This is a genomic window from Streptomyces sp. NPDC005803 (genome assembly GCF_040630435.1).
GTDB lineage: Bacteria > Actinomycetota > Actinomycetes > Streptomycetales > Streptomycetaceae > Streptomyces.
The window spans coordinates 179,176-204,071 of the sequence record NZ_JBEXXO010000014.1; the positions used below are offsets into that span (position 1 = coordinate 179,176).

Consider the following 24,896-nt stretch of genomic DNA (forward strand, 5'->3'; position numbering starts at 1 on the left):
GAGCGGTCCTCATCACCCGGAAGGAGGCCGACGCTCATGGCAAGGCCCGACAAGGCTGCAGCGGTAGCCGAGCTCGCGGACCAGTTCCGCAGCTCGAACGCCGCCGTGCTGACCGAGTACCGGGGTCTCACCGTGGCACAGCTCAAGCAGCTGCGCCGTTCGCTCGGTGAGAACGCCCAGTACGCCGTGGTGAAGAACACGCTGACCAAGATTGCGGCCAACGAGGCCGGGATCGACACGCTGGACGACCTGTTCGCAGGTCCGACGGCGGTTGCCTTCGTCACCGGTGACCCGGTGGAGTCGGCGAAGGGTCTTCGTGACTTCGCCAAGGACAACCCCAACCTCATCATCAAGGGCGGTGTCCTTGACGGTAAGGCGCTGTCCGCCGATGAGATCAAGAAGCTCGCGGACCTCGAGTCCCGCGAGGTTCTGCTCGCCAAGCTGGCCGGCGCCATGAAGGGCAAGCAGACTCAGGCTGCGCAGCTCTTCCAGGCCCTGCCGTCGAAGTTCGTCCGCACCGCGGAAGCGCTTCGCGTCAAGCTGGAGGAGCAGGGCGGTGCCGGTACGCCGGCTCCCGCCGAGGCCGCCGAGTAATTTCGCTCAGCGGTCCAGCGGGCCCCACGTACGCCCGCCGACATATACATCCGGCACCTGCCGAATAGTGGAAGGACGCCATCATGGCGAAGCTCAGCCAGGAAGACCTGCTCGCCCAGTTCGAGGAGCTCACCCTCATCGAGCTCTCCGAGTTCGTGAAGGCCTTCGAGGAGAAGTTCGACGTCACCGCCGCCGCGGCCGTCGCCGTCGCCGGCCCCGCCGGCCCGGGTGCCGTCGCTGAGGCCCCGGAGGAGAAGGACGAGTTCGACGTCATCCTCACCGCCGCCGGTGACAAGAAGATCCAGGTCATCAAGGTCGTGCGTGAGCTGACCTCCCTCGGCCTGAAGGAGGCCAAGGACCTCGTCGACGGCGCCCCGAAGCCCGTCGTCGAGAAGGTCGCCAAGGAGGCCGCCGAGAAGGCTGCCGAGTCCCTCAAGGCCGCCGGCGCCTCCGTCGAGGTCAAGTGACCCAGCGAGTCTTCTGACTCCTCTGGACCCCGTGCCGCGAGGCACGGACGTCACTTCGCGAAAGGCGATCACCCGTACGGGTGGTCGCCTTTTGGCGTACCCGCGGCGGGTGCCTTGCTCTTCGCGCGGTGACGAGTATGGTGATCTTCGCCGTGCGCCTCTCGTGGGGAGCACGGGTGGCGCCGAAGGGCGGCGGGACGCGGGTCGCGGGGCCCCGCCCGGCTGGGGGGCCTTGACGAACCGCACGAGGCGCGCAATTCTCGATGCGCGTCGTCACATCGATCCGAATCCGAGGCATGGATCGATGGCGAAGAGGGCAGTAAAGAAGAGCGCACCCCGCGCAGGGCTAGACATAGGTGTTGAGAACAGCTGTTGCGAGCAACGTGGGTCTCTGAGAACCCCGACTGGACATCAGTGTGGCGTTTGGCTACACTGACCCTTTGCGCTGCCTGTTAGCTGCCTCCTGCCCGTCACCAGGGGCATACCCATCTTGTGCACCGTGGACCGCACATCCCTCACCTGGGATATCTGTCCACCTGTCCAGTTTGGGACCGGTACGCGCGTAGTGAGTCCGAGCCCTCGGAAGGACCCCCTCTTGGCCGCCTCGCGCAACGCCTCGACCGCGAATACGAACAACGGTGCCAGCACCGCCCCGCTGCGCATCTCTTTTGCAAAGATCAAGGAGCCCCTCGAGGTTCCGAACCTCCTCGCGCTGCAGACCGAGAGCTTTGACTGGCTCCTCGGCAATGCCGCCTGGAAGGCTCGCGTCGAGGCTGCTCTGGACAGTGGACAAGACGTCCCCACCAAGTCCGGCCTGGAGGAGATCTTCGAGGAGATCTCACCGATCGAGGACTTCTCCGGGTCGATGTCGCTTACGTTCCGCGACCACCGCTTCGAGCCCCCCAAGAACTCGATCGACGAGTGCAAGGAGCGCGACTTCACGTTCGCCGCCCCGCTCTTCGTCACGGCCGAGTTCACCAACAACGAGACCGGCGAGATCAAGTCCCAGACGGTCTTCATGGGCGACTTCCCGCTCATGACCAACAAGGGCACCTTCGTCATCAACGGCACCGAGCGTGTCGTCGTGTCGCAGCTGGTCCGCTCGCCGGGTGTCTACTTCGACTCCTCGATCGACAAGACGTCCGACAAGGACATCTTCTCCGCCAAGATCATCCCGTCCCGGGGTGCCTGGCTGGAGATGGAGATCGACAAGCGCGACATGGTCGGTGTCCGCATCGACCGCAAGCGCAAGCAGTCCGTCACCGTCCTCCTGAAGGCTCTCGGCTGGAGCACCGAGCAGATCCTCGAGGAGTTCGGCGAGTACGAGTCCATGCGCGCCACCCTGGAGAAGGACCACACCCAGGGCCAGGACGACGCGCTGCTCGACATCTACCGCAAGCTCCGCCCGGGCGAGCCGCCGACCCGCGAGGCCGCTCAGACGCTGCTCGAGAACCTCTACTTCAACCCGAAGCGCTACGACCTCGCGAAGGTCGGCCGCTACAAGGTGAACAAGAAGCTCGGCGCCGATGAGCCGCTGGACGCCGGGGTGCTCACCACCGACGACGTCATCGCGACCATCAAGTACCTGGTCAAGCTGCACGCCGGTGAGACCGAGACGACCGGCGAGTCCGGCCGGGAGATCGTCGTCGAGACCGACGACATCGACCACTTCGGCAACCGTCGTCTGCGCAACGTCGGCGAGCTCATCCAGAACCAGGTCCGCACGGGTCTGGCTCGTATGGAGCGCGTCGTCCGCGAGCGGATGACGACCCAGGACGTCGAGGCGATCACGCCGCAGACCCTGATCAACATCCGGCCGGTCGTCGCCTCCATCAAGGAGTTCTTCGGCACCAGCCAGCTGTCGCAGTTCATGGACCAGAACAACCCGCTGTCGGGTCTCACCCACAAGCGCCGCCTGTCGGCTCTTGGCCCGGGTGGTCTCTCCCGTGAGCGGGCCGGCTTCGAGGTCCGTGACGTGCACCCGTCCCACTACGGACGCATGTGCCCGATCGAGACCCCTGAAGGCCCGAACATCGGCCTGATCGGTTCGCTCGCCTCGTACGGCCGCGTCAACGCGTTCGGCTTCATCGAGACGCCGTACCGCAAGGTCGTCGACGGCCAGGTCACCGACGAGGTCGACTACATCACGGCCGACGAGGAAGACCGTTACGTCATCGCCCAGGCGAACGCGACGCTCTCCGACGAGCTGCGCTTCACCGAGCCCCGCGTCCTGGTCCGCCGTCGTGGCGGAGAGGTCGACTACGTGCCCGGCACCGAAGTCGACTACATGGACGTCTCGCCGCGCCAGATGGTGTCCGTCGCCACCGCGATGATCCCCTTCCTGGAGCACGACGACGCCAACCGTGCCCTCATGGGCGCGAACATGATGCGTCAGGCGGTGCCGCTCATCAAGTCGGAGGCGCCGCTCGTCGGCACCGGCATGGAGTACCGCTGCGCCACCGACGCCGGTGACGTGCTGAAGGCCGAGAAGGACGGTGTGGTCCAGGAGGTCTCCGCGGACTACATCACCGTGACCAACGACGACGGCACGTACACCACGTACCGCATCGCGAAGTTCATGCGCTCCAACCAGGGCACCTCGGTCAACCAGAAGGTCGTCGTCTCCGAGGGCGACCGGATCGTCGCCGACCAGGTACTCGCCGACGGACCGGCCACCGAGAACGGTGAGATGGCCCTCGGCAAGAACCTGCTCGTGGCGTTCATGCCGTGGGAGGGTCACAACTACGAGGACGCGATCATCCTGTCGCAGCGCCTCGTGCAGGACGACGTCCTCTCCTCGATCCACATCGAGGAGCACGAGGTCGACGCCCGTGACACCAAGCTCGGCCCGGAGGAGATCACCCGGGACATCCCGAACGTCTCCGAAGAGGTCCTCGCGGACCTCGACGAGCGCGGCATCATCCGCATCGGCGCCGAGGTCACGGCCGGTGACATCCTCGTCGGCAAGGTCACGCCCAAGGGCGAGACCGAGCTGACCCCCGAGGAGCGCCTGCTCCGCGCGATCTTCGGTGAGAAGGCGCGCGAGGTGCGCGACACCTCGCTGAAGGTGCCGCACGGCGAGATCGGCAAGATCATCGGCGTCCGCGTCTTCGACCGCGAAGAGGGCGACGAGCTGCCGCCGGGCGTGAACCAGCTGGTCCGCGTCTACGTCGCGCAGAAGCGCAAGATCACCGATGGTGACAAGCTCGCCGGCCGTCACGGCAACAAGGGCGTCATCTCGAAGATCCTCCCGATCGAGGACATGCCGTTCCTGGAGGACGGCACCCCGGTCGACATCATCCTCAACCCGCTGGGTGTCCCGTCCCGAATGAACCCGGGACAGGTCCTGGAGATCCACCTCGGCTGGCTCGCCAGCCGCGGCTGGGACGTCTCCGGCCTCGGTGACGAGTGGGCCAAGCGCCTGCAGGCCATCGGCGCCGACCAGGTCGCCCCCGGCACCAACGTCGCCACGCCCGTCTTCGACGGTGCGCGCGAGGACGAGATCTCCGGTCTCTTCGAGGCCACGATCCCGAACCGCGACGGCGACCGCCTGGTGCAGCCCTCCGGCAAGGCCCAGCTGTTCGACGGCCGCTCCGGCGAGCCGTTCCCGGAGCCGGTCTCGGTCGGCTTCATGTACATCCTCAAGCTGCACCACCTGGTCGACGACAAGCTCCACGCCCGTTCGACCGGTCCGTACTCCATGATCACGCAGCAGCCGCTGGGTGGTAAGGCGCAGTTCGGTGGGCAGCGATTCGGTGAGATGGAGGTGTGGGCCCTTGAGGCTTACGGCGCCGCTTACGCCCTCCAGGAACTGCTGACGATCAAGTCCGACGACGTCACCGGCCGCGTGAAGGTCTACGAGGCGATCGTCAAGGGCGAGAACATCCCCGAGCCGGGCATTCCCGAGTCCTTCAAGGTGCTCATCAAGGAAATGCAGTCGCTCTGCCTCAACGTGGAGGTGCTGTCCTCGGACGGCATGTCCATCGAGATGCGCGACACGGACGAGGACGTCTTCCGCGCGGCGGAGGAGCTCGGTATCGACCTGTCCCGGCGCGAGCCGAGCAGCGTCGAAGAGGTCTGACGGGTTGGCCGGCCGGATCCCCGTGATCCGGCCGGCTCTCCCCGGACCCGTTCAGACCATTGCTGAAGTGCCCCGATTTCTCGCGTGACGCGAGGGGGCTCGAACCCCCGAAAGAGGGATTGACGACAAGTGCTCGACGTCAACTTCTTCGACGAGCTGCGGATCGGCCTTGCCACCGCGGACGACATCCGGACCTGGTCCCACGGCGAAGTGAAGAAGCCGGAGACCATCAACTACCGCACGCTCAAGCCCGAAAAGGACGGACTCTTCTGCGAGAAGATCTTCGGTCCGACCCGGGACTGGGAGTGCTACTGCGGCAAGTACAAGCGTGTCCGCTTCAAGGGCATCATCTGTGAGCGCTGTGGCGTCGAGGTCACGCGCGCCAAGGTGCGCCGTGAGCGCATGGGCCACATCGAGCTTGCCGCTCCCGTCACCCACATCTGGTACTTCAAGGGCGTCCCGTCGCGCCTGGGCTACCTGCTGGACCTCGCGCCGAAGGACCTCGAGAAGGTCATCTACTTCGCCGCGTACATGATCACGTTCGTGGACGAGGAGCGCCGCACCCGCGACCTCCCGTCGCTGGAGGCCCACGTCTCCGTCGAGCGCCAGCAGATCGAGAACCGTCGCGACTCGGACCTCGAGAACCGTGCCAAGAAGCTCGAGACCGACCTCGGCGAGCTCGAGGCCGAGGGCGCCAAGGCCGACGTGCGCCGCAAGGTGCGCGAAGGCGCCGAGCGTGAGATGAAGCAGCTGCGCGACCGTGCGCAGCGCGAGATCGACCGTCTCGACGAGGTGTGGAGCCGCTTCAAGAACCTCAAGGTCCAGGACCTCGAGGGCGACGAGCTGCTCTACCGCGAGCTGCGTGACCGTTTCGGCACGTACTTCGACGGCTGCATGGGCGCTGCCGCCCTGCAGAAGCGCCTCGAGTCGTTCGACCTCGACGAGGAGGCCGAGCGCCTCCGCGAGATCATCCGTACCGGCAAGGGCCAGAAGAAGACCCGTGCGCTCAAGCGCCTCAAGGTCGTCTCCGCGTTCCTGCAGACCAGCAACAAGCCCAAGGGCATGGTGCTCGACTGCGTGCCGGTCATCCCGCCGGACCTGCGTCCGATGGTGCAGCTGGACGGTGGCCGCTTCGCGACCTCCGACCTGAACGACCTGTACCGCCGTGTGATCAACCGCAACAACCGCCTCAAGCGTCTCCTTGACCTCGGTGCCCCCGAGATCATCGTGAACAACGAGAAGCGGATGCTGCAGGAGGCCGTCGACGCGCTGTTCGACAACGGCCGCCGCGGTCGCCCGGTCACCGGTCCCGGTAACCGCCCGCTCAAGTCCCTGAGCGACATGCTCAAGGGCAAGCAGGGTCGTTTCCGTCAGAACCTCCTCGGCAAGCGCGTGGACTACTCCGCGCGTTCCGTGATCGTCGTCGGTCCGCAGCTGAAGCTGCACCAGTGCGGTCTGCCGAAGGCGATGGCGCTGGAGCTCTTCAAGCCGTTCGTGATGAAGCGCCTGGTGGACCTGAACCACGCGCAGAACATCAAGTCGGCCAAGCGCATGGTCGAGCGCGGCCGCACCGTGGTCTACGACGTCCTCGAAGAGGTCATCGCCGAGCACCCGGTGCTGCTGAACCGTGCGCCCACCCTGCACCGCCTCGGCATCCAGGCCTTCGAGCCGCAGCTGGTCGAGGGCAAGGCCATCCAGATCCACCCGCTCGTCTGCACCGCGTTCAACGCGGACTTCGACGGTGACCAGATGGCCGTGCACCTGCCGCTCTCCGCGGAGGCGCAGGCCGAGGCCCGCATCCTGATGCTGTCCTCGAACAACATCCTGAAGCCGGCCGACGGCCGTCCCGTCACCATGCCTACGCAGGACATGGTGCTGGGTCTGTTCTTCCTGACCACCGACGGCGAGCTCCGTGACACCAAGGGCGAGGGCCGTGCGTTCGGCTCCACGGCCGAGGCGATCATGGCGTTCGACGCCGGCGAGCTGGCGCTCCAGTCGCCCGTCGACATCCGCTTCCCGGTGGGCACCATCCCGCCGCGTGGCTGGGTGCCGCCGGTCGCCGAGGAGGGCGAGCCCGAGTACCAGCCGGGTGACACCTTCCGGCTGCGGACGACCCTGGGCCGCGCGCTCTTCAACGAGCTGCTGCCCGAGGACTACCCGTTCGTCGACTACTCGGTCGGCAAGAAGCAGCTCTCCGAGATCGTCAACGACCTCGCCGAGCGCTACCCCAAGGTCATCGTGGCGGCGACGCTCGACAACCTGAAGGCGGCGGGCTTCCACTGGGCCACCCGTTCCGGCGTCACCGTCGCCGTTTCGGACATCGTCGTGCCCGAGGCCAAGAAGGCCATCGTCAAGGGCTACGAGGACCAGGACGAGAAGGTCCAGAAGCAGTACGAGCGCGGTCTGATCACCAAGGACGAGCGCACGCAGGAACTCATCGCGATCTGGACCAAGGCGACCAACGAGGTCGCCGAGGCGATGAACGCGAACTTCCCCAAGACGAACCCCATCTTCATGATGGTTGACTCGGGTGCCCGAGGAAACATGATGCAGATGCGTCAGATCGCCGGTATGCGTGGTCTGGTGTCCAACGCCAAGAACGAGACGATTCCCCGTCCCATCAAGGCGTCCTTCCGTGAGGGCCTCACCGTTCTGGAGTACTTCATCTCCACGCACGGTGCCCGTAAGGGTCTGGCGGACACCGCCCTGCGTACCGCCGACTCGGGTTACCTGACCCGTCGTCTGGTGGACGTCTCGCAGGACGTGATCATCCGCGAGGAGGACTGCGGCACCGACCGTGGCCTCAAGCTGAAGATCGCGGTCAAGGGCGCCGACGGCGTGCTCCGCAAGACGGACGACGTCGAGACCTCGGTGTACGCCCGCATGCTCGCCGAGGACGTCGTCGTCGACGGCAAGGTCATCGCGCCTGCCAACGTCGACCTCGGTGACGTCCTGATCGACGCCCTGGTGGGCGCCGGCGTCGAGGAGGTCAAGACCCGCTCGGTCCTGACCTGTGAGTCCGCGGTCGGCACCTGTGCCTTCTGCTACGGACGCTCGCTCGCCACCGGCAAGCTGGTCGACATCGGTGAGGCGGTCGGCATCATCGCCGCCCAGTCCATCGGTGAGCCCGGCACCCAGCTGACGATGCGTACCTTCCACACCGGTGGTGTGGCCGGTGACGACATCACCCAGGGTCTGCCCCGAGTCGTCGAGCTCTTCGAAGCCCGTACGCCCAAGGGTGTCGCCCCGATCTCGGAGTCCGCGGGCCGGGTCCGGATCGAGGAGACCGAGAAGACCAAGAAGCTCGTGGTCACGCCGGACGACGGCAGCGACGAGATTCCCTTCCCGATCTCCAAGCGTGCCCGTCTGCTGGTGGGCGAGGGCGACCACGTCGAGGTGGGCCAGAAGCTCACCGTGGGCGCCACCAACCCGCACGACGTGCTGCGGATCCTCGGTCAGCGCGCGGTCCAGGTCCACCTGGTCGGCGAAGTCCAGAAGGTCTACAACTCGCAGGGCGTGTCGATCCACGACAAGCACATCGAGATCATCATCCGGCAGATGCTCCGCCGCGTGACGATCATCGAGTCCGGCGACGCGGAGCTGCTGCCGGGCGAGCTCGTCGAGCGTTCGAAGTTCGAGACCGAGAACCGTCGTGTGGTCCAGGAGAGCGGTCACCCCGCCTCCGGTCGTCCGCAGCTGATGGGTATCACCAAGGCCTCGCTGGCGACGGAGTCGTGGCTGTCCGCGGCTTCCTTCCAGGAGACGACCAGGGTCCTGACGGACGCGGCGATCAACGCCAAGTCCGACTCCCTGATCGGCCTCAAGGAGAACGTCATCATCGGTAAGCTCATCCCGGCCGGTACGGGTCTGTCCCGCTACCGCAACATCCGGGTCGAGCCGACCGAGGAGGCCAAGGCCGCGATGTACTCGGCCGTCGGCTACGACGACATCGACTACTCGCCGTTCGGCACGGGCTCCGGCCAGGCCGTTCCGCTGGAGGACTACGACTACGGTCCGTACAACCAGTAAGCGAGTCGCTTGATACGACCGGAGGGCGGTCATCCCGTGCACACGGGGTGGCCGCCCTCCGGCGTGCGATGCGTCACTCCCGCGGGGCGGGCGTACGGTGGTCCAGGCACCCGGAGGGCGCTCAGAGGCCCGTGAGGGGCCCTGTGGAGCCCTGCACGGGTCAGGACAAGCCGGGCGGCCGGCCCGGCGGGCCGGGGCGGGCAGCATTTGTTTTGACCCAGGTCCGTGAGGTAGGTACGCTCAGACCTTGTGCCTGGGGTGTGCCTGGTCTCGCGTGCGTGTCTTCAGCCGCATGGCGAGCCCGTCTTTGGTCACCGCGATCTGTGCTTCCACTGCTCCAGGGGAGTGGCCCGCAGTATCCGACACACCCGACCGCGTGGGTCGGTGACGTTCCAGGTTAGTTTCACCGACGGCACACAGAAACCGGAGAAGTAGTGCCTACGATTCAGCAGCTGGTCCGGAAGGGCCGGCAGGACAAGGTCGAGAAGAACAAGACGCCCGCGCTCGAGGGTTCGCCCCAGCGTCGTGGCGTCTGCACGCGTGTCTTCACGACCACCCCGAAGAAGCCGAACTCGGCTCTCCGTAAGGTCGCGCGTGTGCGTCTGACCTCCGGCATCGAGGTCACGGCCTACATTCCGGGTGAGGGACACAACCTGCAGGAGCACTCGATCGTGCTCGTGCGTGGTGGCCGTGTGAAGGACCTGCCGGGTGTTCGTTACAAGATCATCCGCGGCTCGCTCGACACCCAGGGTGTCAAGAACCGCAAGCAGGCCCGCAGCCGCTACGGCGCCAAGAAGGAGAAGTAAGAATGCCTCGTAAGGGCCCCGCCCCGAAGCGCCCGGTCATCATCGACCCGGTCTACAGCTCTCCTCTTGTCACCTCGCTGATCAACAAGATCCTCCTCGACGGCAAGCGTTCCACCGCCGAGCGGATCGTGTACGGCGCCATGGAAGGCCTCCGCGAGAAGACCGGCGCTGACCCGGTCATCACGCTGAAGCGCGCGCTTGAGAACGTCAAGCCCTCGCTCGAGGTCAAGTCCCGCCGTGTCGGTGGCGCCACCTACCAGGTGCCGATCGAGGTCAAGCCCGGTCGTGCCGCCACCCTCTCGCTGCGCTGGATCGTGGGTTACTCCCGCGCCCGTCGCGAGAAGACCATGACCGAGCGCCTCATGAACGAGCTGCTCGACGCCTCCAACGGTCTTGGCGCTGCCGTCAAGAAGCGCGAGGACACCCACAAGATGGCCGAGTCCAACAAGGCCTTCGCGCACTACCGCTGGTAGTCGCTTACCCCATCGAGACCGAGAGAAGATTGAGCCTTATGGCCACCACTTCGCTTGACCTGGCCAAGGTCCGCAACATCGGGATCATGGCCCACATCGACGCGGGCAAGACGACCACCACTGAGCGGATCCTCTTCTACACCGGTGTGAGCTACAAGATCGGTGAAGTCCACGACGGCGCTGCCACGATGGACTGGATGGAGCAGGAGCAGGAGCGCGGCATCACGATCACGTCCGCCGCGACGACCTGCCACTGGCCGCTCAACGATGTTGACCACACCATCAACATCATCGACACCCCGGGTCACGTCGACTTCACCGTCGAGGTGGAGCGTTCGCTCCGCGTCCTCGACGGCGCCGTCACCGTGTTCGACGGTGTGGCCGGCGTCGAGCCGCAGTCCGAGACCGTGTGGCGTCAGGCGGACCGCTACGGCGTGCCGCGTATCTGCTTCGTCAACAAGCTCGACCGCACCGGTGCCGAGTTCCACCGTTGTGTCGACATGATCGTCGACCGCCTTGGTGCCGTCCCGCTCGTCATGCAGCTCCCCATCGGCGCAGAGGCCGACTTCAAGGGCGTCGTCGACCTCGTGTCGATGAAGGCCTTCGTGTGGCCCGAAGAGGCCGCCAAGGGCGAGATGTACGACACGATCGACATCCCGGACACGCACAAGGAAGCCGCCGAGGAATGGCGCGGCAAGCTCCTTGAGGCCGTCTCCGAGAACGACGACGCGATGATGGAGCTGTACCTGGAGGGCGTCGAGCCCACCGAGGAGCAGCTGCACGAGGCGATCCGCCGGATCACCCTCGCGTCGAAGGGCAGTGCCGACTCGGTCACCGTCACCCCGGTGTTCTGTGGCACCGCGTTCAAGAACAAGGGCGTTCAGCCCCTGCTCGACGCGGTCGTCCGCTACCTGCCTTCCCCCCTGGACGTCGAGGCCATCGAAGGCCACGACGTCAAGGACCCCGAGGTCGTCATCAAGCGCAAGCCCTCGGACGACGAGCCGTTCTCCGGCCTGGCGTTCAAGATCGCTAGCGACCCGCACCTCGGCAAGCTCACCTTCGTCCGGATCTACTCCGGTCGCCTCGAGGCCGGCACCGCGGTGCTGAACTCGGTCAAGGGCAAGAAGGAGCGCATCGGCAAGATCTACCGCATGCACGCGAACAAGCGTGAGGAGATCGCGTCGGTGGGCGCCGGTGACATCATCGCCGTCATGGGCCTGAAGCAGACCACCACCGGTGAGACGCTGTGTGACGACAAGAACCCGGTCATCCTGGAGTCCATGGACTTCCCGGCGCCGGTCATTCAGGTCGCCATCGAGCCCAAGTCCAAGGGTGACCAGGAGAAGCTGGGTGTCGCCATCCAGCGCCTCTCCGAGGAGGACCCGTCCTTCCAGGTGCACTCCGACGAGGAGACCGGCCAGACCATCATCGGTGGTATGGGCGAGCTTCACCTCGAGGTGCTCGTCGACCGCATGAAGCGCGAGTTCCGCGTCGAGGCGAACGTCGGCAAGCCGCAGGTCGCGTACCGCGAGACGATCCGCAAGGCCGTCGAGCGCATCGACTACACGCACAAGAAGCAGACTGGTGGTACCGGCCAGTTCGCGAAGGTGCAGATCGCCATCGAGCCCATCGAGGGTGGCGACGCGTCCTACGAGTTCGTCAACAAGGTCACCGGTGGCCGCATCCCCAGGGAGTACATCCCCTCGGTGGACGCGGGCGCCCAGGAAGCCATGCAGTTCGGCATCCTGGCCGGTTACGAGATGGTCGGCGTCCGCGTCACCCTTCTCGACGGTGGTTACCACGAGGTCGACTCCTCGGAGCTCGCCTTCAAGATCGCCGGTTCGCAGGCGTTCAAGGAGGGTGCCCGCAAGGCGTCCCCCGTGCTCCTCGAGCCGATGATGGCCGTCGAGGTCACCACGCCCGAGGACTACATGGGCGATGTCATCGGCGACCTCAACTCCCGCCGTGGCCAGATCCAGGCCATGGAGGAGCGCAGCGGCGCTCGCGTCGTGAAGGGCCTCGTGCCCCTCTCGGAGATGTTCGGCTACGTCGGAGACCTCCGCAGCAAGACCTCGGGTCGCGCAAGCTACTCGATGCAGTTCGACTCCTACGCCGAGGTTCCGCGGAACGTCGCCGAGGAGATCATCGCGAAGGCCAAGGGCGAGTAACTCTCCCGAGTTCACGCTTTAGGCTTGTCACCGGAGCCCGGTGGGGCATTTGACGCGGCGCGCATGCAATGCGTCGAATGCCCCCGGGACCCGGCATCCCAGCAAAGATCACCTGGCGCCGATGAAGCAAGGCGTACAGAACCACTCCGCAGGAGGACCCAGTGGCGAAGGCAAAGTTCGAGCGGACTAAGCCGCACGTCAACATCGGCACCATCGGTCACATCGACCACGGTAAGACGACCCTCACGGCCGCCATTACCAAGGTGCTGCACGACGCGTACCCGGACCTGAACGAGGCCTCGGCCTTCGACCAGATCGACAAGGCTCCCGAGGAGCGCCAGCGCGGTATCACCATCTCGATCGCGCACGTCGAGTACCAGACGGAGTCGCGTCACTACGCGCACGTCGACTGCCCGGGTCACGCTGACTACATCAAGAACATGATCACGGGTGCGGCGCAGATGGACGGCGCCATCCTCGTGGTCGCCGCCACCGACGGCCCGATGCCGCAGACCAAGGAGCACGTGCTCCTGGCCCGCCAGGTCGGCGTTCCGTACATCGTCGTCGCGCTGAACAAGGCCGACATGGTGGACGACGAGGAGATCCTGGAGCTCGTCGAGCTCGAGGTTCGTGAGCTCCTCTCCGAGTACGAGTTCCCGGGCGACGACCTTCCGGTCGTCAAGGTCTCGGCGCTCAAGGCTCTTGAGGGTGACAAGGAGTGGGGCCAGACCGTCCTCGACCTGATGAAGGCCGTCGACGAGTCCATCCCGCAGCCCGAGCGTGACGTCGAGAAGCCGTTCCTGATGCCGATCGAGGACGTCTTCACGATCACCGGTCGTGGCACCGTCGTCACCGGTCGTATCGAGCGTGGTGTCCTCAAGGTCAACGAGACCGTCGACATCGTCGGTATCAAGACCGAGAAGACCACCACCACGGTCACCGGCATCGAGATGTTCCGCAAGCTGCTCGACGAGGGCCAGGCCGGTGAGAACGTCGGTCTGCTCCTCCGTGGCATCAAGCGCGAGGACGTCGAGCGCGGCCAGGTCATCATCAAGCCCGGTTCGGTCACGCCGCACACCGAGTTCCAGGCCCAGGCCTACATCCTGTCGAAGGACGAGGGTGGCCGTCACACCCCCTTCTTCAACAACTACCGCCCGCAGTTCTACTTCCGTACCACGGACGTGACGGGCGTTGTGACCCTTCCCGAGGGCACCGAGATGGTCATGCCGGGTGACAACACCCTCATGGACGTCGCGCTGATCCAGCCGGTCGCGATGGAAGAGGGCCTGAAGTTCGCCATCCGTGAGGGTGGCCGGACCGTGGGCGCCGGCCAGGTCACCAAGATCCTCAAGTAAGTCCTTGAGCGTCTGACCTGGTAGCTCCGCACAAGAGCACCGAGAAGGGCCCCGCCCCGCCGCGCAAGCGGTGGGACGGGGCCCTTCTTCTCGTCTCAGGCCGTACGTACGGGAGGCCGGCGCACCATGAACACGTCGACCGGGTCCTCCCGCTCCAGGACGAACCCGTGCCGCTCGTAGAGCCGCCGGGCCGCGCTGCCCTGGAGCACGTTGAGGCGGACGACCGCCCCTTCGGCGTCCGTACGGGAGAGCAGGGCGCTCAGCACGGCCGAGCCGATGCCCCGCCCGTGGAGTTCCTCGGCGATGAAGAAGCTCTCCAGGCAGTGCCCGTCCTCGTAGGGGCGCAGGGTGACACTGCCGCCGAACTGGCCGTCGACGACGATCACCGACGTGTACTCGGGCAGATAGGAGTCGCGCATGCGCTGACGTACCCGGTGCTCGTCGTAGCGGCCGAGGCGGACGAGATCCGGGCGCATCACGACGGCCCGGAGCTCGACTATGGCTTCGAGGTCGTCGGGGGTGGCGGGGCGCAGGGCCCAGCTTTGAGTGGTACGTACATGCATGGCGGGAGTCTGTCAGAGGGGGGCGGCGGGTGCCTCCGGTCGACGTCGCCGGGGAGGGCGGACACCACGGCTGCCGTGCAGCACCTCAGCCCGTCCCGGCCGGTCGCGGGCCGGCGGGCAGGTGACCGACGCGACGGGTGCGAGGGTGCCGTGGCCGCGCGGCTGCGACCACGCGTAGGCGGGACGGGGCGGACCGGATTCGAACCGGCGTCCTCCCACATGCGGTGAAGGCGCGACGACCACTGCGCTACGCGCCCCGTCACTGGAGAGCATAAAGTCCAAGGTCCTTCGTTGCTCACGAGTTTTCGCAGGCGCAGGCGCAGGCGCAGGCGCAGGCGCAGACGGCGGTCGGTCGAGGGCGGGGGAGCGCGGTGCTGCTGCCCGTGCCGGACTGTCAGAAGAGGCCGGCCGACTTGTGGAGCGTGAGGTCTTCGAGGATGGTGCGCAGCCAGGTTTCGCGCACGGCCGGCAACCGGACCAGGGTGTGCCGGAAGATATCCCGGTCGGCCCGGAACAGGAACGCGGGGCGCGGCGGGAGCGGGTCGTCACGGAGGACGTCGCGGGGTAGGCGGCCCGAGGAGGGCGTCGGCACGTACTCCCGGGAAGAGGCCATCCACAGCCACACCCCCAGGGGAAGCGGCACCAGGTAGGTCGACGGGGCCCGGTGGGCGGGGGCCCACGTCCGCCCCGTCTGCGGATGGACCGGGACGAGCAGGATGTCCGCGGCGGAGTCAGGGGCGGGCTGCCCCGGTCCGGCGAGGACGGCGCGCCGTGCCGGTGGCCCCACGGGCAGCAGAGCATCGAGGGCGCGTTGGAACACATCCGCGATCAGGCCGTTCGGCACCCTCACAGGCCGCATTCCGGAGACCGCCAGCACATGGGCGAGGGCGTGGCCGGCCGCTGCCTCCCATTGCGGGCTCCACGACCAGTAGTGGCTCGACCCGAGTTCTGAACCACCCCAAGTGGCGATGGGCTCGAACGGGGCCGTGCTCTTTCCTTCCTCCAACAGCTCCGCCCAGGACTGCGGCGCTGCGGCGGCATCGTTCGTGTGGAGGCGGCGCACGGCGTCCGGAGCCAGCCACACCGCCTGCCAGAGCGAACAGTCGTCGATCCTGGTCGCCACGGCCAGCCCGCATGCCCGGCAGGCCATGTTGGGGCCGTCGCGTCCGTCAAGGCCGCAGCAGGCGCCGCTGCCGTTTTCGGGGGTCAGCCGGGTACCGCGGATATCTCCGGGTGCGATCACGGTCGCCCCGGGAGCACCGTCGGACAGGGAGAAGAGCGGTGCGTAGATGCCGCGGGCCGCCGCCTCCACCGGGTTGATCTCCTCCCGCAGGCGCCAAGGTGCTCCCGAGGGTTCTGGGTCCACGGCGAACGTCCCGGCCTCCATGAGCACCGGCATCTGGACGCCGTTGCCGTAGGCCTGATGGGCGTGCACCGGAAGGGAGACTCGCGACAGCGGACCGGTCAGCTCGGCACCGCACCTCGCGCAGACGAAAGCGAACAACGGCCCTCCGCGTGGGAAACAGCCGCATCGTCGCACCTCAGGGGCGTCCGGCCAACATGTTTTCTGTGGCATGGAGGACGACGCCCGAGGGAGGGCGGGGCCCGGGCCCGTGGGTCACCCAGGAGGCCCGCGATGACCGCCGTAGAGCCGGTCGGCAATTCCGACCCCCCGGCGGCCATTGCGGCTGACGGGCTACTCCTCGCCGAAGACTTCGTCGGCGGAGGCGGCGGTGGCGGCGCGGTGGAGCCAGTGGTGCAGGAGCTGGGGGTCCTTGCAGGTGCGGATCTGCTCGCGGGTTGCGCGGGTGACGGCGATTCCGCGTGCGTCCAGGAGGAGAAGCAGGCCCTCGGCGCGTCCCTCGGCGCGTCCCTCGGCACGTCCCTCGGCACGGCCTTCGTCGCGGATTTCTTCGGACATGAAGGACTTGTAGAAAGAGGTGTCCACGGCCACCAGGTTCCTCCACTGTTGTGCGGCCGGGCGGTTGCCCAGGCCTTGTGCGGTCAGTTCGACGATCGGGTCGGCAAGGGCTTCCGGTGTGTCCCGAAGCGCGGCGGACAGCGTTTTCAGTATGGCACCGACGTCTGGATTGTCGGCGTGTGTGATGGCGGCGAGGGTGGCGAGTGCGAGGTCCTTGCGGGCTTCTGCGACGTTGGTGATCACGGGCATGTTGTGCGGACCGGCGACGAGGGGGCTGAGGGTGAGCGTCTGCCATTGGCGGAGGCCGATGGTGAGGGGACGGGCGGCCCAGTGGGCGGTGGCGAGGTCCTGGCAGACGACCAGGAGGAGGACGGGCAGGCCGTTGTACCGGTTGTGGAGGTAGCTGACGTAGTAGGGCCAACTGGTGCTCTTGCGCGGGTCCTTCTTGCCCTGGGCCTCGATGGCGAGCAGGAAGGGGCCGTCATCCTGCGTGTCGATGCGCAGGAGGGTGTCGACGCGGCGTTCGACGGGGCTGTTCTCGGTGAGGTCGGTGGGCAGGACGGTGGCGGAGGTGGGTGGTGGGATGTCGACGCCGAGGACTTCGGAGACGCGGGAGAACAGGCCCGGGTACTCCTGGAAGATGCGGTGCATCGCCTCGTGCGGTGAGCTGACCATGCGGGTCCGTTTCGGGATGAGGGCGGCCGCCGTCAGGCGGCCGTGTGCAGGCCGGTGTGTTCGGTGCGGCAGTCGCGGCAGTGGCCGGGGTGGGTGGCGCGGAAGGCGCGGTCGCAGGTGTCGCAGTTCTGGAGCGGGATGACGAGGGCTTTGCGGCGGGGCGGGGTGAGGGCCTGTGTCCCGGGGAGCGGGGGCGGCAGGAGGGTGGTGATGCGGTGGCGGATGAGCTTCGCGGGGTGTTTGACGGGGGCGGGGAGGTCCTGGGTGAGGGCGTGGCGGATGGTGTCGGGATGCGCGTCGCGTTCGAGCCAGGTGGCGATGCCGGGGGCGAGAGTGGGGAGGTCGGCCTCGGCGAGAGTGAGTTGGGGTGCGTGGCGGCGTAGGTCGGCGAGGAGGGCCGTGGCCGTGCGGAGGAGCTCCGGGGTGGGGGCGTGGGGCTGGGGGAGCGGCGGGGCCGGGGTCCTGGGGGCGGTGGGCGCCGGTACGTAGACGGGGGCGGCGGGTGGCATGACGGGTGCTGGTGCTGGTGCTGGTGCTGGTGCTGGTGCCGGGGCCGCCGGAGCTGCCACCGCGGGGGAGTGGGGAGGGAGCGGGGTGGTGCGCGGCGGCGGTTCGGCGGTGGCGGGCCTACGCGTCATGTGCGGGTCGGTGACCGGCGGGGGCGTGGGCTGACGGGGCCGCGGCGGTGGGGGCTTCTGCCGGGGTGCGGGGAGTGGCGGCGGGGCGGTGCCGGGCTGGTTGTACGAGGTCGTGCGGGTGATGATGCGGCCGTCGGGGAGGCGTGTGCGGCTGCGGTGGAGGTAGCCCGTGGCTTCCAGTTCGCGGAGGGCGGCGGCGATGCGCGTCTCGCTTTCCGGGAAGCGGATGGCGAGAGCTTTGATGCCGACTTTCGCTCCGGCGGGCAGCGACTGGATGTGCGCGGCGAGGCCGATCGCGGTGAGGGAGAGGCCGCGGTGTTGGGCGAGATGGTTGCCGATGACCGTGAAGCCGGTGCTGTGCCGGGCGTTGACGTGGATGACGCCGGAGGTCGGCGGGACGTCGTGGTGAGGGCCGGGGGAGCCGGGCTGGGCGCGCGGGGGCGCGATAATCTGCTGGGAAGCCATCGGGAAGGTGCTTCTCTTCCTCGTGGTCAGGCCTCGGTCGGGATTCGCTGTCCCGGCCGAGGCCGTCTCATGTTCTGTGGTGGTCGCGGCGAGCATATGCCAGCCAACCGGCTTCGAATCCAGCCCAGTTGCCATTGTTCACTCGCCCGAGTGATGCAGCTCAGGGCACGGGTGGGGTGGGGTTTGGCGGGGTTGTTTCCCTGAGTTCTTTAAAAGCCTTTGGACGTCGTGGGCCGCCACGTCGCGGCTCATCGGGTCGCCGTTGACCGGGTCGCGGCCGGCCGCGACCCGGTGGGGCCGGTCACGGTACGAGATCGAGCTCCGCCCACACCGCTGGCCCGACCGTGGCCAGCGAAGCCCCCCGTATGCCCCGCAGCACCTCCGCCCCGATCTCCGCCAGGCGGTGAGCCGGTGGCGGGGTCGTCCCGAGTCCGATCGCATACCCCGTGCGCCCGCCGGCGGTGAGCGGGCGCGGCCAGATACGGCAGTCGGCGGCGCCCGCGTCGGCGAGTGCGGCGGACAGGGCGAGGAGCCTGCCGCGCAGCCGCCCTTCGTCCGGACCGTTCGCGGCCACAGAGGCCAGCGCCCAGGACGGGTGCAGTTCGAGGAGCCGCGGCGGGACGCAGAGCAGGGGACGCGGGTCGTCACCGTCGTCGACGGACTCGGCGGACTCCACGATCTCCCAGGCGCGGTAGAGCTCGGCGGCGAGGAGGTCGCGGCCGGCGGCGGAGACCTGCGTGGTGCAGGAGCGCACCGGTGCCGTCGGGGTCAGCACCGTGACGGGGTCCCCGGTGGCCCCGGCAGGCGCCGAGCCCACCGCCTCGTCCCAGTCCCACACCGCCCAGGTCGCGAAGAAGTGCCGGAGCAGCGCGAGCGGTGGCAGGTCCCCCGCCTCGTGTGCGGTCCGGGCCGCGAGGACGGCCCAGGCGAGGCCGGGCAGCCCTCCGCAGGGCGCGGAGTCCAGGCCCCTCGCCGCCGCCCATGCCTTGACGTCCCTGGCGAGGGCGGCGAAGGCGACCCCGTGCGGGTCCGCCGCCGCGAGCACCGCTTCGGCGTCGCTCACCGCGCTCAGGGCCACCGCCGCCGACTCGCCCAGCTCGGTCCGGCGGGCCACCGCCTCGGCGGGGGCCAGGGCACCGGTCGCCACGGTGACCAGGTCGACCCGGAGGCCGTCGAGCCGCCAGCGCAGACCGGGGACCCGGGCCCCCGTCACCTCGCGCAGGTCCCGCGCCTCCGGGAACGCGGCGGCCAGCCGGTGCCGTACCCCTGCCGGATCGGGGGCGCCGGGCAGTGCGGCCACCAGGTCCAGGTCCGCGCCGGGCAGCGCGCAGCCCATGCGCCGGGAGCCGACGACCTCGACGTGTGCGTCGGACAGCGCCGCGGCGACCCGCTCGGCGACGCGACCGGCGTCGGCAGCCACAGGGGCTGCGCCCAGCTCCACCCGTACCCCGTAGTGATCGGAGACGTACAGCCCCTCCGGGCCGGGCGTCGTGCCGGTCAGGGCCGCCGAGCGGGCGCGCAGCCGTTCCGTACGCAGCAGGACCCGGTCCAGGCGGGAGACGCGGCCCGACAGGGAGGAGACGGCGGCCAGCGGGTTCACGGACGGGTCGAAGGTCGGGGTGCGGTCGGCGGGGCCGTGCACCTCGGTCCAGGCATCCGCCATCGCCAGGCGGCGCTGCGGGAGGTCGCCGCCGTCGTTGAAGTCGCCCACGAGGAGCAGCTCGCCCTCGATGCCCGCCAACCCCGTTGCCAGGTCGGCGAGTTCACGGTCGCGGCGGGCGGCGCCGGCGGGGGAGTGGTCGCTGCTGAGGTGCGTCGCCGCCACCGTGACGGGGCCCTCGGCCGTCTCCACGACGACGGCGGCCACCGCCTTGTGCGGCCCGAGGGCGTACAGACCCGCCTCGCTCACCGGCAGCCGGCTGAGCAGCAGCAGACCGCAGTCCGCCACGTCGCGGCCGGCAGGGTCGGTGGCCAGGACGTACCCGTCGCGCACCCAGTCGCGGCCCAGCAGCAGGGCGAGCAGCGCGGGCTCCGCCTCCTGGAGCGCGATGACGTCCGCGTCCGCCGCGCGCAGGGCGTCCAGCAGGAGCGGGCGCCGCCGGGCGGTGTCGATGCGATCGCTGTCGTACCGGTCCCAGAGGGTGTTCCAGGTGAGGACCGTCAGGGGGGCGGAAGGGGCCGGGGGCCCCGCGGGCGCCGGTTCCCAGGCGCCCGTGGCCGGGGAGAAGGCGTGCGGGGCGCGGGAGGTGAAGTACGGGGACGGCAGGCGGCGCGGAGCCCGTACCCGGCCCGCGTCCGTCGCGTCGATCCGGTCGAGGCCCGAGGAGCGGTCCCACACCACCTCGCCGTCCGCCTCGAAGAACAGCACCCGGTGCCAGGGGATGTCGCCGCCCGGGGTGAAGCGGTCCAGCGGCACCCGCTTGGGGTCCCGGCCGCGCTGCGCGACGCCCAGGACGAAGCGCGCCGGGTCGAACCGGGCGTCCCAGCGGACCCGGTGGTAGATCTCCTCGCTCGTGCGCATCAGGCCCGGTCCTCCACGGTTCCGCTCGGCCCGATGTACCAGGTGCGGTGGGCCTGGCCGGGGTACGGGGGGACGAAGCGGCGCAGCTGGGAGGCGAGGACGTCCGGGGGCACCGGATGGGCGCGCCGCCCGTTGCGCGCGGTGAGCTCGTCCGCGCCCACCCACGCCACGGCGTGGGTGATCAGGGCGTCCCTGCGGTGGGCGACCGCGTGGACCAGGGAGCGCTGGTGCGGGTTGAGCGAGGTCGCGTCCCAGACCACGGTGGCGCCGGGGACGAGAGCGGCGTCCAGGCGGCGCAGGCCCTCGCGCAGGACGTCCGCGTTGGCGCTCTGGTCGGCGCGCGATCCGCGGGACGCGCGCAGGTCGTCGAGCGAGAGGTACGTGGCGATGCCCGGCAGACCGCGGCCGAACGTGCTCTTTCCGCTGCCGGAGGGCCCGACCAGGTGGATCAGGGAGGGGAAGGCGCCGGAACGCCACCGCCACGTCGCGCCGACCGCTTCCTCGGCGGTGCTGACGCGGCCCCGCGCGTACGCCTCACGGGCCTGCGCCAGACAGCGGTCGGCGGCGTCCGGCTCCAGGCCGGCGAAGGCCTCGGGCAGTCCGTCCGGTTCGGCCACGTCCTGGGCGTGCAGGGCCGACCACTCCACCTGCTCACGGGCCTCGGGCCCGTCGGCCAGGGCGCCGGCCAGCGCGTGCAGGACCGTCAGGTCGGCGGCGAGCGACATCCGGGCCAGGCCTCCGTGGCGCTCCTCGTCCGGGTACGGGCGGTGCAGGGCGGGATACAGCTCGACGAGGTCCGCCACGCGGCGGGCGAGCGGCATCCCGAGCGGCCCGGCGAGCGCCGGCGCGAGTGCGGCCCGTCGGGTGCGGTGCAGCAGGGCGGCGAGCACCCCGGCCAGCCGGTCGTCACCGGTGCGGTCCCGTGCGTCCAGGGCGTCGGCCGTCGCGCGGGCGGCCGGTGCGTCGCCGGGGCCGGCACCCGTGGCGAGGGACAGTGCCGCCGGGTCCACCGGGGCGCCCGAACGCACGGCCCACAGGGCGGCGGCCGGTCCCAGCCCGTTCTCCACCACCTCCGCGTGCATCCAGTGCGTGTCCGTCGTCACATGGCCCGGCCGCACCCACTTCGCCACCCGCCGCTTGAACGCCGCGGCCGGAAAGGCCTCGGTGGGCCGGACGACGTACCCCTCCTGGCGTTCCGGGTCCAGCTCCAGCGCGCGCAGCGCCTTCTCCGCACGGGCGTCGAACACGCCGCGCCACAGCACCCGCGGCGTCGGTATCCCCAGGTTCCGCAGGAAGTCCACGGTCCGGTCCCAGTCCAGGCAGACCTGGCCCTCCCAGACGGAGAAGCCGTAGAAGTGGCTCGCCAGGTCCTCGTACGGGATCGAATGGCGGGCGAACATGTTCTCGCCGCAGATCCGCCACCCCGCCGGGACGCGCGGGCCGATGCGGCTCTGGAGCGCCTTGACCCGGCCCCGCGAGGGGTGGTGCGCCGAGTCCAGGGAACGGGCGTGCAGCCCGTCGGCGTAGAGCGTGGTGTTCTCGCCGTCCAGCTTCTCGGTGACCACGACCTGCGAGCCGGTCAGCCCGCCGAGGTCGGCGAGGCGCACGTCGTCCGAGGTGGCCCCGGGTGACCAGGGCAGATGCGGTGTCCGTGGATAGTGCGTACGCATGTTCCGTGCCCCCGTGAGTCGCCGTTCCCGGCAGGTCACACTAGGGGCGGGGCCCACGGCGCTCGACCGAATATCCCGGTGGTGGCACGGGCGGGGCGGCCTCCGGCGTCCGCCCGCGTTTGACCACGGCGACGCGGGGGGTAGGATCTCCGCCCGATTGGCCAGGCTCGTGCCCCGTATGGCACACTGACCAGGTTGCTCGGTTGAGTGTCAATGCTGCGCGCCTCCCGCCGGGAGGACCGGAAGCGAGTCCCACAGTACTCGTCGGCCCTGTAAGGGCCGGACGTACGGGAATCTTTCGGGAAGCGTATGTGTGGCACCGGCCAGGCGCCCGGTGGGGTTTCACCCCCGGCTTCGCGGTCTCAGGCCCGCACCCCCTTGGTTGGGAAATCCTTCGGGACTTCTGCGTAGAGGGGTTGCGACACGCCCGACCGCGTGGGTCGGAGGCGGAGTTACCAGAACCTCGGGTTCCAGAGCGTTACGAGAGACAGGACTACTAGTAGCCATGGCGGGACAGAAGATCCGCATCCGGCTCAAGGCCTACGACCACGAGGTCATCGACTCCTCGGCGAAGAAGATCGTCGAGACGGTGACCCGCACTGGTGCGTCGGTCGCGGGCCCGGTGCCGCTGCCCACTGAGAAGAACGTGTACTGCGTCATCAAGTCGCCGCACAAGTACAAGGACTCTCGCGAGCACTTCGAGATGCGCACGCACAAGCGCCTCATCGACATCCTCGACCCCACCCCGAAGACGGTTGACTCGCTGATGCGTCTCGACCTGCCGGCTGGCGTCGACATCGAGATCAAGCTCTGAGGGGACGGGCCGAGATGAGCAAGAACATCAAGGGCGTCCTGGGCGAGAAGCTCGGCATGACCCAGGTCTGGGACGAGAACAACCGGGTTGTCCCGGTGACCGTCGTCAAGGCCGGTCCGTGCGTCGTGACGCAGGTCCGTACGAACGACAGCGACGGCTACGAGTCGGTCCAGATCGCCTTCGGCGAGATCGACCCGCGCAAGGTGAACAAGCCCCTCAAGGGCCACTTCGCCAAGGCCGACGTGACCCCCCGCCGCCACCTGGTGGAGCTCCGCACCCCTGACGCCAGCGAGTACACGCTGGGCCAGGAGATCACCGCCCAGGTGTTCGAGTCCGGCGTCAAGGTCGACGTCACGGGCAAGAGCAAGGGCAAGGGCTTCGCCGGTGTCATGAAGCGTCACAACTTCAAGGGCCTCGGCGCCGGTCACGGCGTCCAGCGCAAGCACCGTTCCCCCGGTTCGATCGGTGGCTGCGCCACCCCTGGGCGTGTCTTCAAGGGCATGCGCATGGCCGGCCGGATGGGTAACGAGCGCGTCACCACCCAGAACCTGACCATCCACGCGGTTGACGCGGAGAAGGGTCTGCTGCTCATCAAGGGCGCGGTCCCCGGTCCGAACGGCGGCCTCGTCCTGGTCCGTACCGCGGCCAAGGGGGCTTGAGGTAATGAGCACCATTGACATCCTTTCGCCGGCAGGCGACAAGGCCGGTACCGTCGAGCTCCCCGCGGAGATCTTCGACGCGAAGACCAGCGTTCCGCTGATCCACCAGGTCGTCGTCGCACAGCTGGCAGCTGCCCGTCAGGGCACGCACAAGACCAAGACCCGCGGCGAGGTCCGTGGTGGTGGGCGCAAGCCGTACCGCCAGAAGGGCACCGGCCGCGCGCGCCAGGGTTCGACCCGCGCGCCGCAGTTCGTCGGCGGTGGCGTCGTCCACGGCCCGCAGCCGCGTGACTACTCGCAGCGCACCCCCAAGAAGATGAAGGCCGCCGCCCTGCGCGGTGCCCTCTCCGACCGGGCGCGTCACTCCCGCATCCACGTCGTCACCGGCGTGGTCGAGGGTGGAGTCTCCACGAAGGCCGCCAAGTCGCTGTTCGGCAAGATCTCGGAGCGCAAGAACGTGCTCCTGGTCGTCGACCGCAACGACGAGGCCGCGTGGCTCTCCGCACGCAACCTGCCCCAGGTGCACATCCTGGAGCCGGGCCAGCTGAACACGTACGACGTGATCGTCTCTGACGACGTGGTCTTCACCCAGGCCGCCTTCGAGTCCTTCGTGTCTGGCCCCCAGACCGCTGAGACCGAAGGGAGCGACGCCTGATGAGCGAGGCGACCGTTACCAGCAAGACCTACGACGACCCGCGTGACGTTCTCGTCAAGCCGGTTGTCTCGGAGAAGAGCTACGCGCTGCTCGACGAGAACAAGTACACGTTCATCGTCGCGCCCGGCTCCAACAAGACCCAGATCAAGCAGGCCGTGGAAGCGGTCTTCTCGGTCAAGGTCACCGGGGTCAACACGATCAACCGTCAGGGTAAGCGCAAGCGCACCAAGACCGGTTTCGGCAAGCGCGCTGACACCAAGCGCGCCATCGTGACCCTCGCTGAGGGCGACCGTATCGACATCTTCGGCGGCCCGACCTCCTAACGGAGGGTCGAGTCGTCCG

18 protein-coding genes and 1 tRNA gene are annotated in these 24,896 nt (G+C 68.6%); 12 read left to right on the top strand and 7 right to left on the bottom strand.

What is annotated here, in order from left to right; genetic code table 11:
- The first annotated feature begins 36 nt into the window (after positions 1–36).
- The 8 genes from rplJ to tuf all read left to right on the top strand — a co-directional run bounded on the left by rplJ (position 37) and on the right by tuf (position 13,973).
- Entirely contained in the window at positions 37–594 is a 558-nt protein-coding gene (gene rplJ / locus ABZ454_RS21325) for a 50S ribosomal protein L10 (RefSeq protein ID WP_356322384.1), read from the top strand.
- An 83-nt stretch (positions 595–677) separates the two neighbouring features.
- Positions 678–1,061 carry a 50S ribosomal protein L7/L12 gene (rplL, locus tag ABZ454_RS21330; protein WP_356322383.1) on the top strand — a complete coding sequence of 128 codons (384 nt, stop codon included), beginning with the start codon at positions 678–680 and terminating at the stop codon, positions 1,059–1,061.
- 595 nt (positions 1,062–1,656) lie between these two features.
- On the top strand, positions 1,657–5,142 hold the full coding sequence (gene rpoB, locus ABZ454_RS21335) for a DNA-directed RNA polymerase subunit beta (protein ID WP_356322382.1): 3,486 nt from the start codon (positions 1,657–1,659) through the stop codon (positions 5,140–5,142).
- A gap of 129 nt (positions 5,143–5,271) precedes the next feature.
- A complete protein-coding gene (locus ABZ454_RS21340) occupies positions 5,272–9,171 on the top strand; it encodes a DNA-directed RNA polymerase subunit beta' (protein WP_356322381.1) in 3,900 nt (1,299 codons plus the stop codon).
- Positions 9,172–9,605: 434 nt separating this feature from the next.
- Positions 9,606–9,977 carry a 30S ribosomal protein S12 gene (gene rpsL / locus ABZ454_RS21345; protein WP_003948652.1) on the top strand — a complete coding sequence of 124 codons (372 nt, stop codon included), beginning with the start codon at positions 9,606–9,608 and terminating at the stop codon, positions 9,975–9,977.
- 2 nt (positions 9,978–9,979) lie between these two features.
- Positions 9,980–10,450, top strand: coding sequence for a 30S ribosomal protein S7 (rpsG, locus tag ABZ454_RS21350; RefSeq protein ID WP_014154599.1), 471 nt, complete (start codon positions 9,980–9,982; stop codon positions 10,448–10,450).
- Positions 10,451–10,488: 38 nt separating this feature from the next.
- On the top strand, positions 10,489–12,618 hold the full coding sequence (fusA, locus tag ABZ454_RS21355; RefSeq protein ID WP_356322380.1) for an elongation factor G: 2,130 nt from the start codon (positions 10,489–10,491) through the stop codon (positions 12,616–12,618).
- A gap of 161 nt (positions 12,619–12,779) precedes the next feature.
- On the top strand, positions 12,780–13,973 hold the full coding sequence (gene tuf, locus ABZ454_RS21360; RefSeq protein WP_250299265.1) for an elongation factor Tu: 1,194 nt from the start codon (positions 12,780–12,782) through the stop codon (positions 13,971–13,973).
- 95 nt (positions 13,974–14,068) lie between these two features.
- Here tuf and ABZ454_RS21365 read toward each other — a convergent pair whose 3' ends face one another.
- The 7 genes from ABZ454_RS21365 to ABZ454_RS21395 all read right to left on the bottom strand — a co-directional run bounded on the left by ABZ454_RS21365 (position 14,069) and on the right by ABZ454_RS21395 (position 22,426).
- Positions 14,069–14,536, bottom strand: a complete 468-nt coding sequence (locus tag ABZ454_RS21365) for a GNAT family N-acetyltransferase (protein ID WP_359539947.1) — start codon at positions 14,534–14,536, stop codon at positions 14,069–14,071.
- 184 nt (positions 14,537–14,720) lie between these two features.
- A tRNA-Ala gene (locus tag ABZ454_RS21370) sits at positions 14,721–14,794 on the bottom strand.
- Positions 14,795–14,930: 136 nt separating this feature from the next.
- Positions 14,931–16,040, bottom strand: coding sequence for a hypothetical protein (locus tag ABZ454_RS21375; protein WP_359539949.1), 1,110 nt, complete (start codon positions 16,038–16,040; stop codon positions 14,931–14,933).
- Between the two features lie 192 nt (positions 16,041–16,232).
- Positions 16,233–17,132, bottom strand: a complete 900-nt coding sequence (locus tag ABZ454_RS21380) for a hypothetical protein (RefSeq protein ID WP_359539952.1) — start codon at positions 17,130–17,132, stop codon at positions 16,233–16,235.
- A gap of 32 nt (positions 17,133–17,164) precedes the next feature.
- Positions 17,165–18,235, bottom strand: a complete 1,071-nt coding sequence (locus ABZ454_RS21385) for a helix-turn-helix domain-containing protein (RefSeq protein ID WP_359539954.1) — start codon at positions 18,233–18,235, stop codon at positions 17,165–17,167.
- Positions 18,236–18,536: 301 nt separating this feature from the next.
- Positions 18,537–20,756: a poly(A) polymerase gene (locus ABZ454_RS21390; RefSeq protein ID WP_359539956.1), complete on the bottom strand. Its 2,220-nt coding sequence runs from the start codon at positions 20,754–20,756 to the stop codon at positions 18,537–18,539.
- Positions 20,756–22,426 (bottom strand): RNA ligase family protein, encoded by a 1,671-nt coding sequence (locus ABZ454_RS21395; protein ID WP_359539958.1) that lies wholly within the window; start codon positions 22,424–22,426, stop codon positions 20,756–20,758. The genes ABZ454_RS21390 and ABZ454_RS21395 overlap by 1 nt, the downstream gene beginning before the upstream one ends.
- A 505-nt stretch (positions 22,427–22,931) precedes the next feature.
- Here ABZ454_RS21395 and rpsJ point away from each other — a divergent pair.
- Genes rpsJ through rplW form a run of 4 tightly spaced genes read left to right on the top strand, consistent with a single transcriptional unit; the run spans position 22,932 to position 24,877 of the window.
- Positions 22,932–23,240 carry a 30S ribosomal protein S10 gene (gene rpsJ, locus ABZ454_RS21400; protein ID WP_003948644.1) on the top strand — a complete coding sequence of 103 codons (309 nt, stop codon included), beginning with the start codon at positions 22,932–22,934 and terminating at the stop codon, positions 23,238–23,240.
- Between the two features lie 14 nt (positions 23,241–23,254).
- Positions 23,255–23,899: a 50S ribosomal protein L3 gene (gene rplC / locus ABZ454_RS21405; RefSeq protein WP_136328436.1), complete on the top strand. Its 645-nt coding sequence runs from the start codon at positions 23,255–23,257 to the stop codon at positions 23,897–23,899.
- A gap of 4 nt (positions 23,900–23,903) precedes the next feature.
- Complete coding sequence (gene rplD / locus ABZ454_RS21410) at positions 23,904–24,554, top strand: 50S ribosomal protein L4 (RefSeq protein WP_018550621.1); 651 nt, start codon at positions 23,904–23,906, stop codon at positions 24,552–24,554.
- On the top strand, positions 24,554–24,877 hold the full coding sequence (gene rplW / locus ABZ454_RS21415) for a 50S ribosomal protein L23 (protein WP_356322373.1): 324 nt from the start codon (positions 24,554–24,556) through the stop codon (positions 24,875–24,877). The genes rplD and rplW overlap by 1 nt, the downstream gene beginning before the upstream one ends.
- Positions 24,878–24,896: the final 19 nt, after the last annotated feature.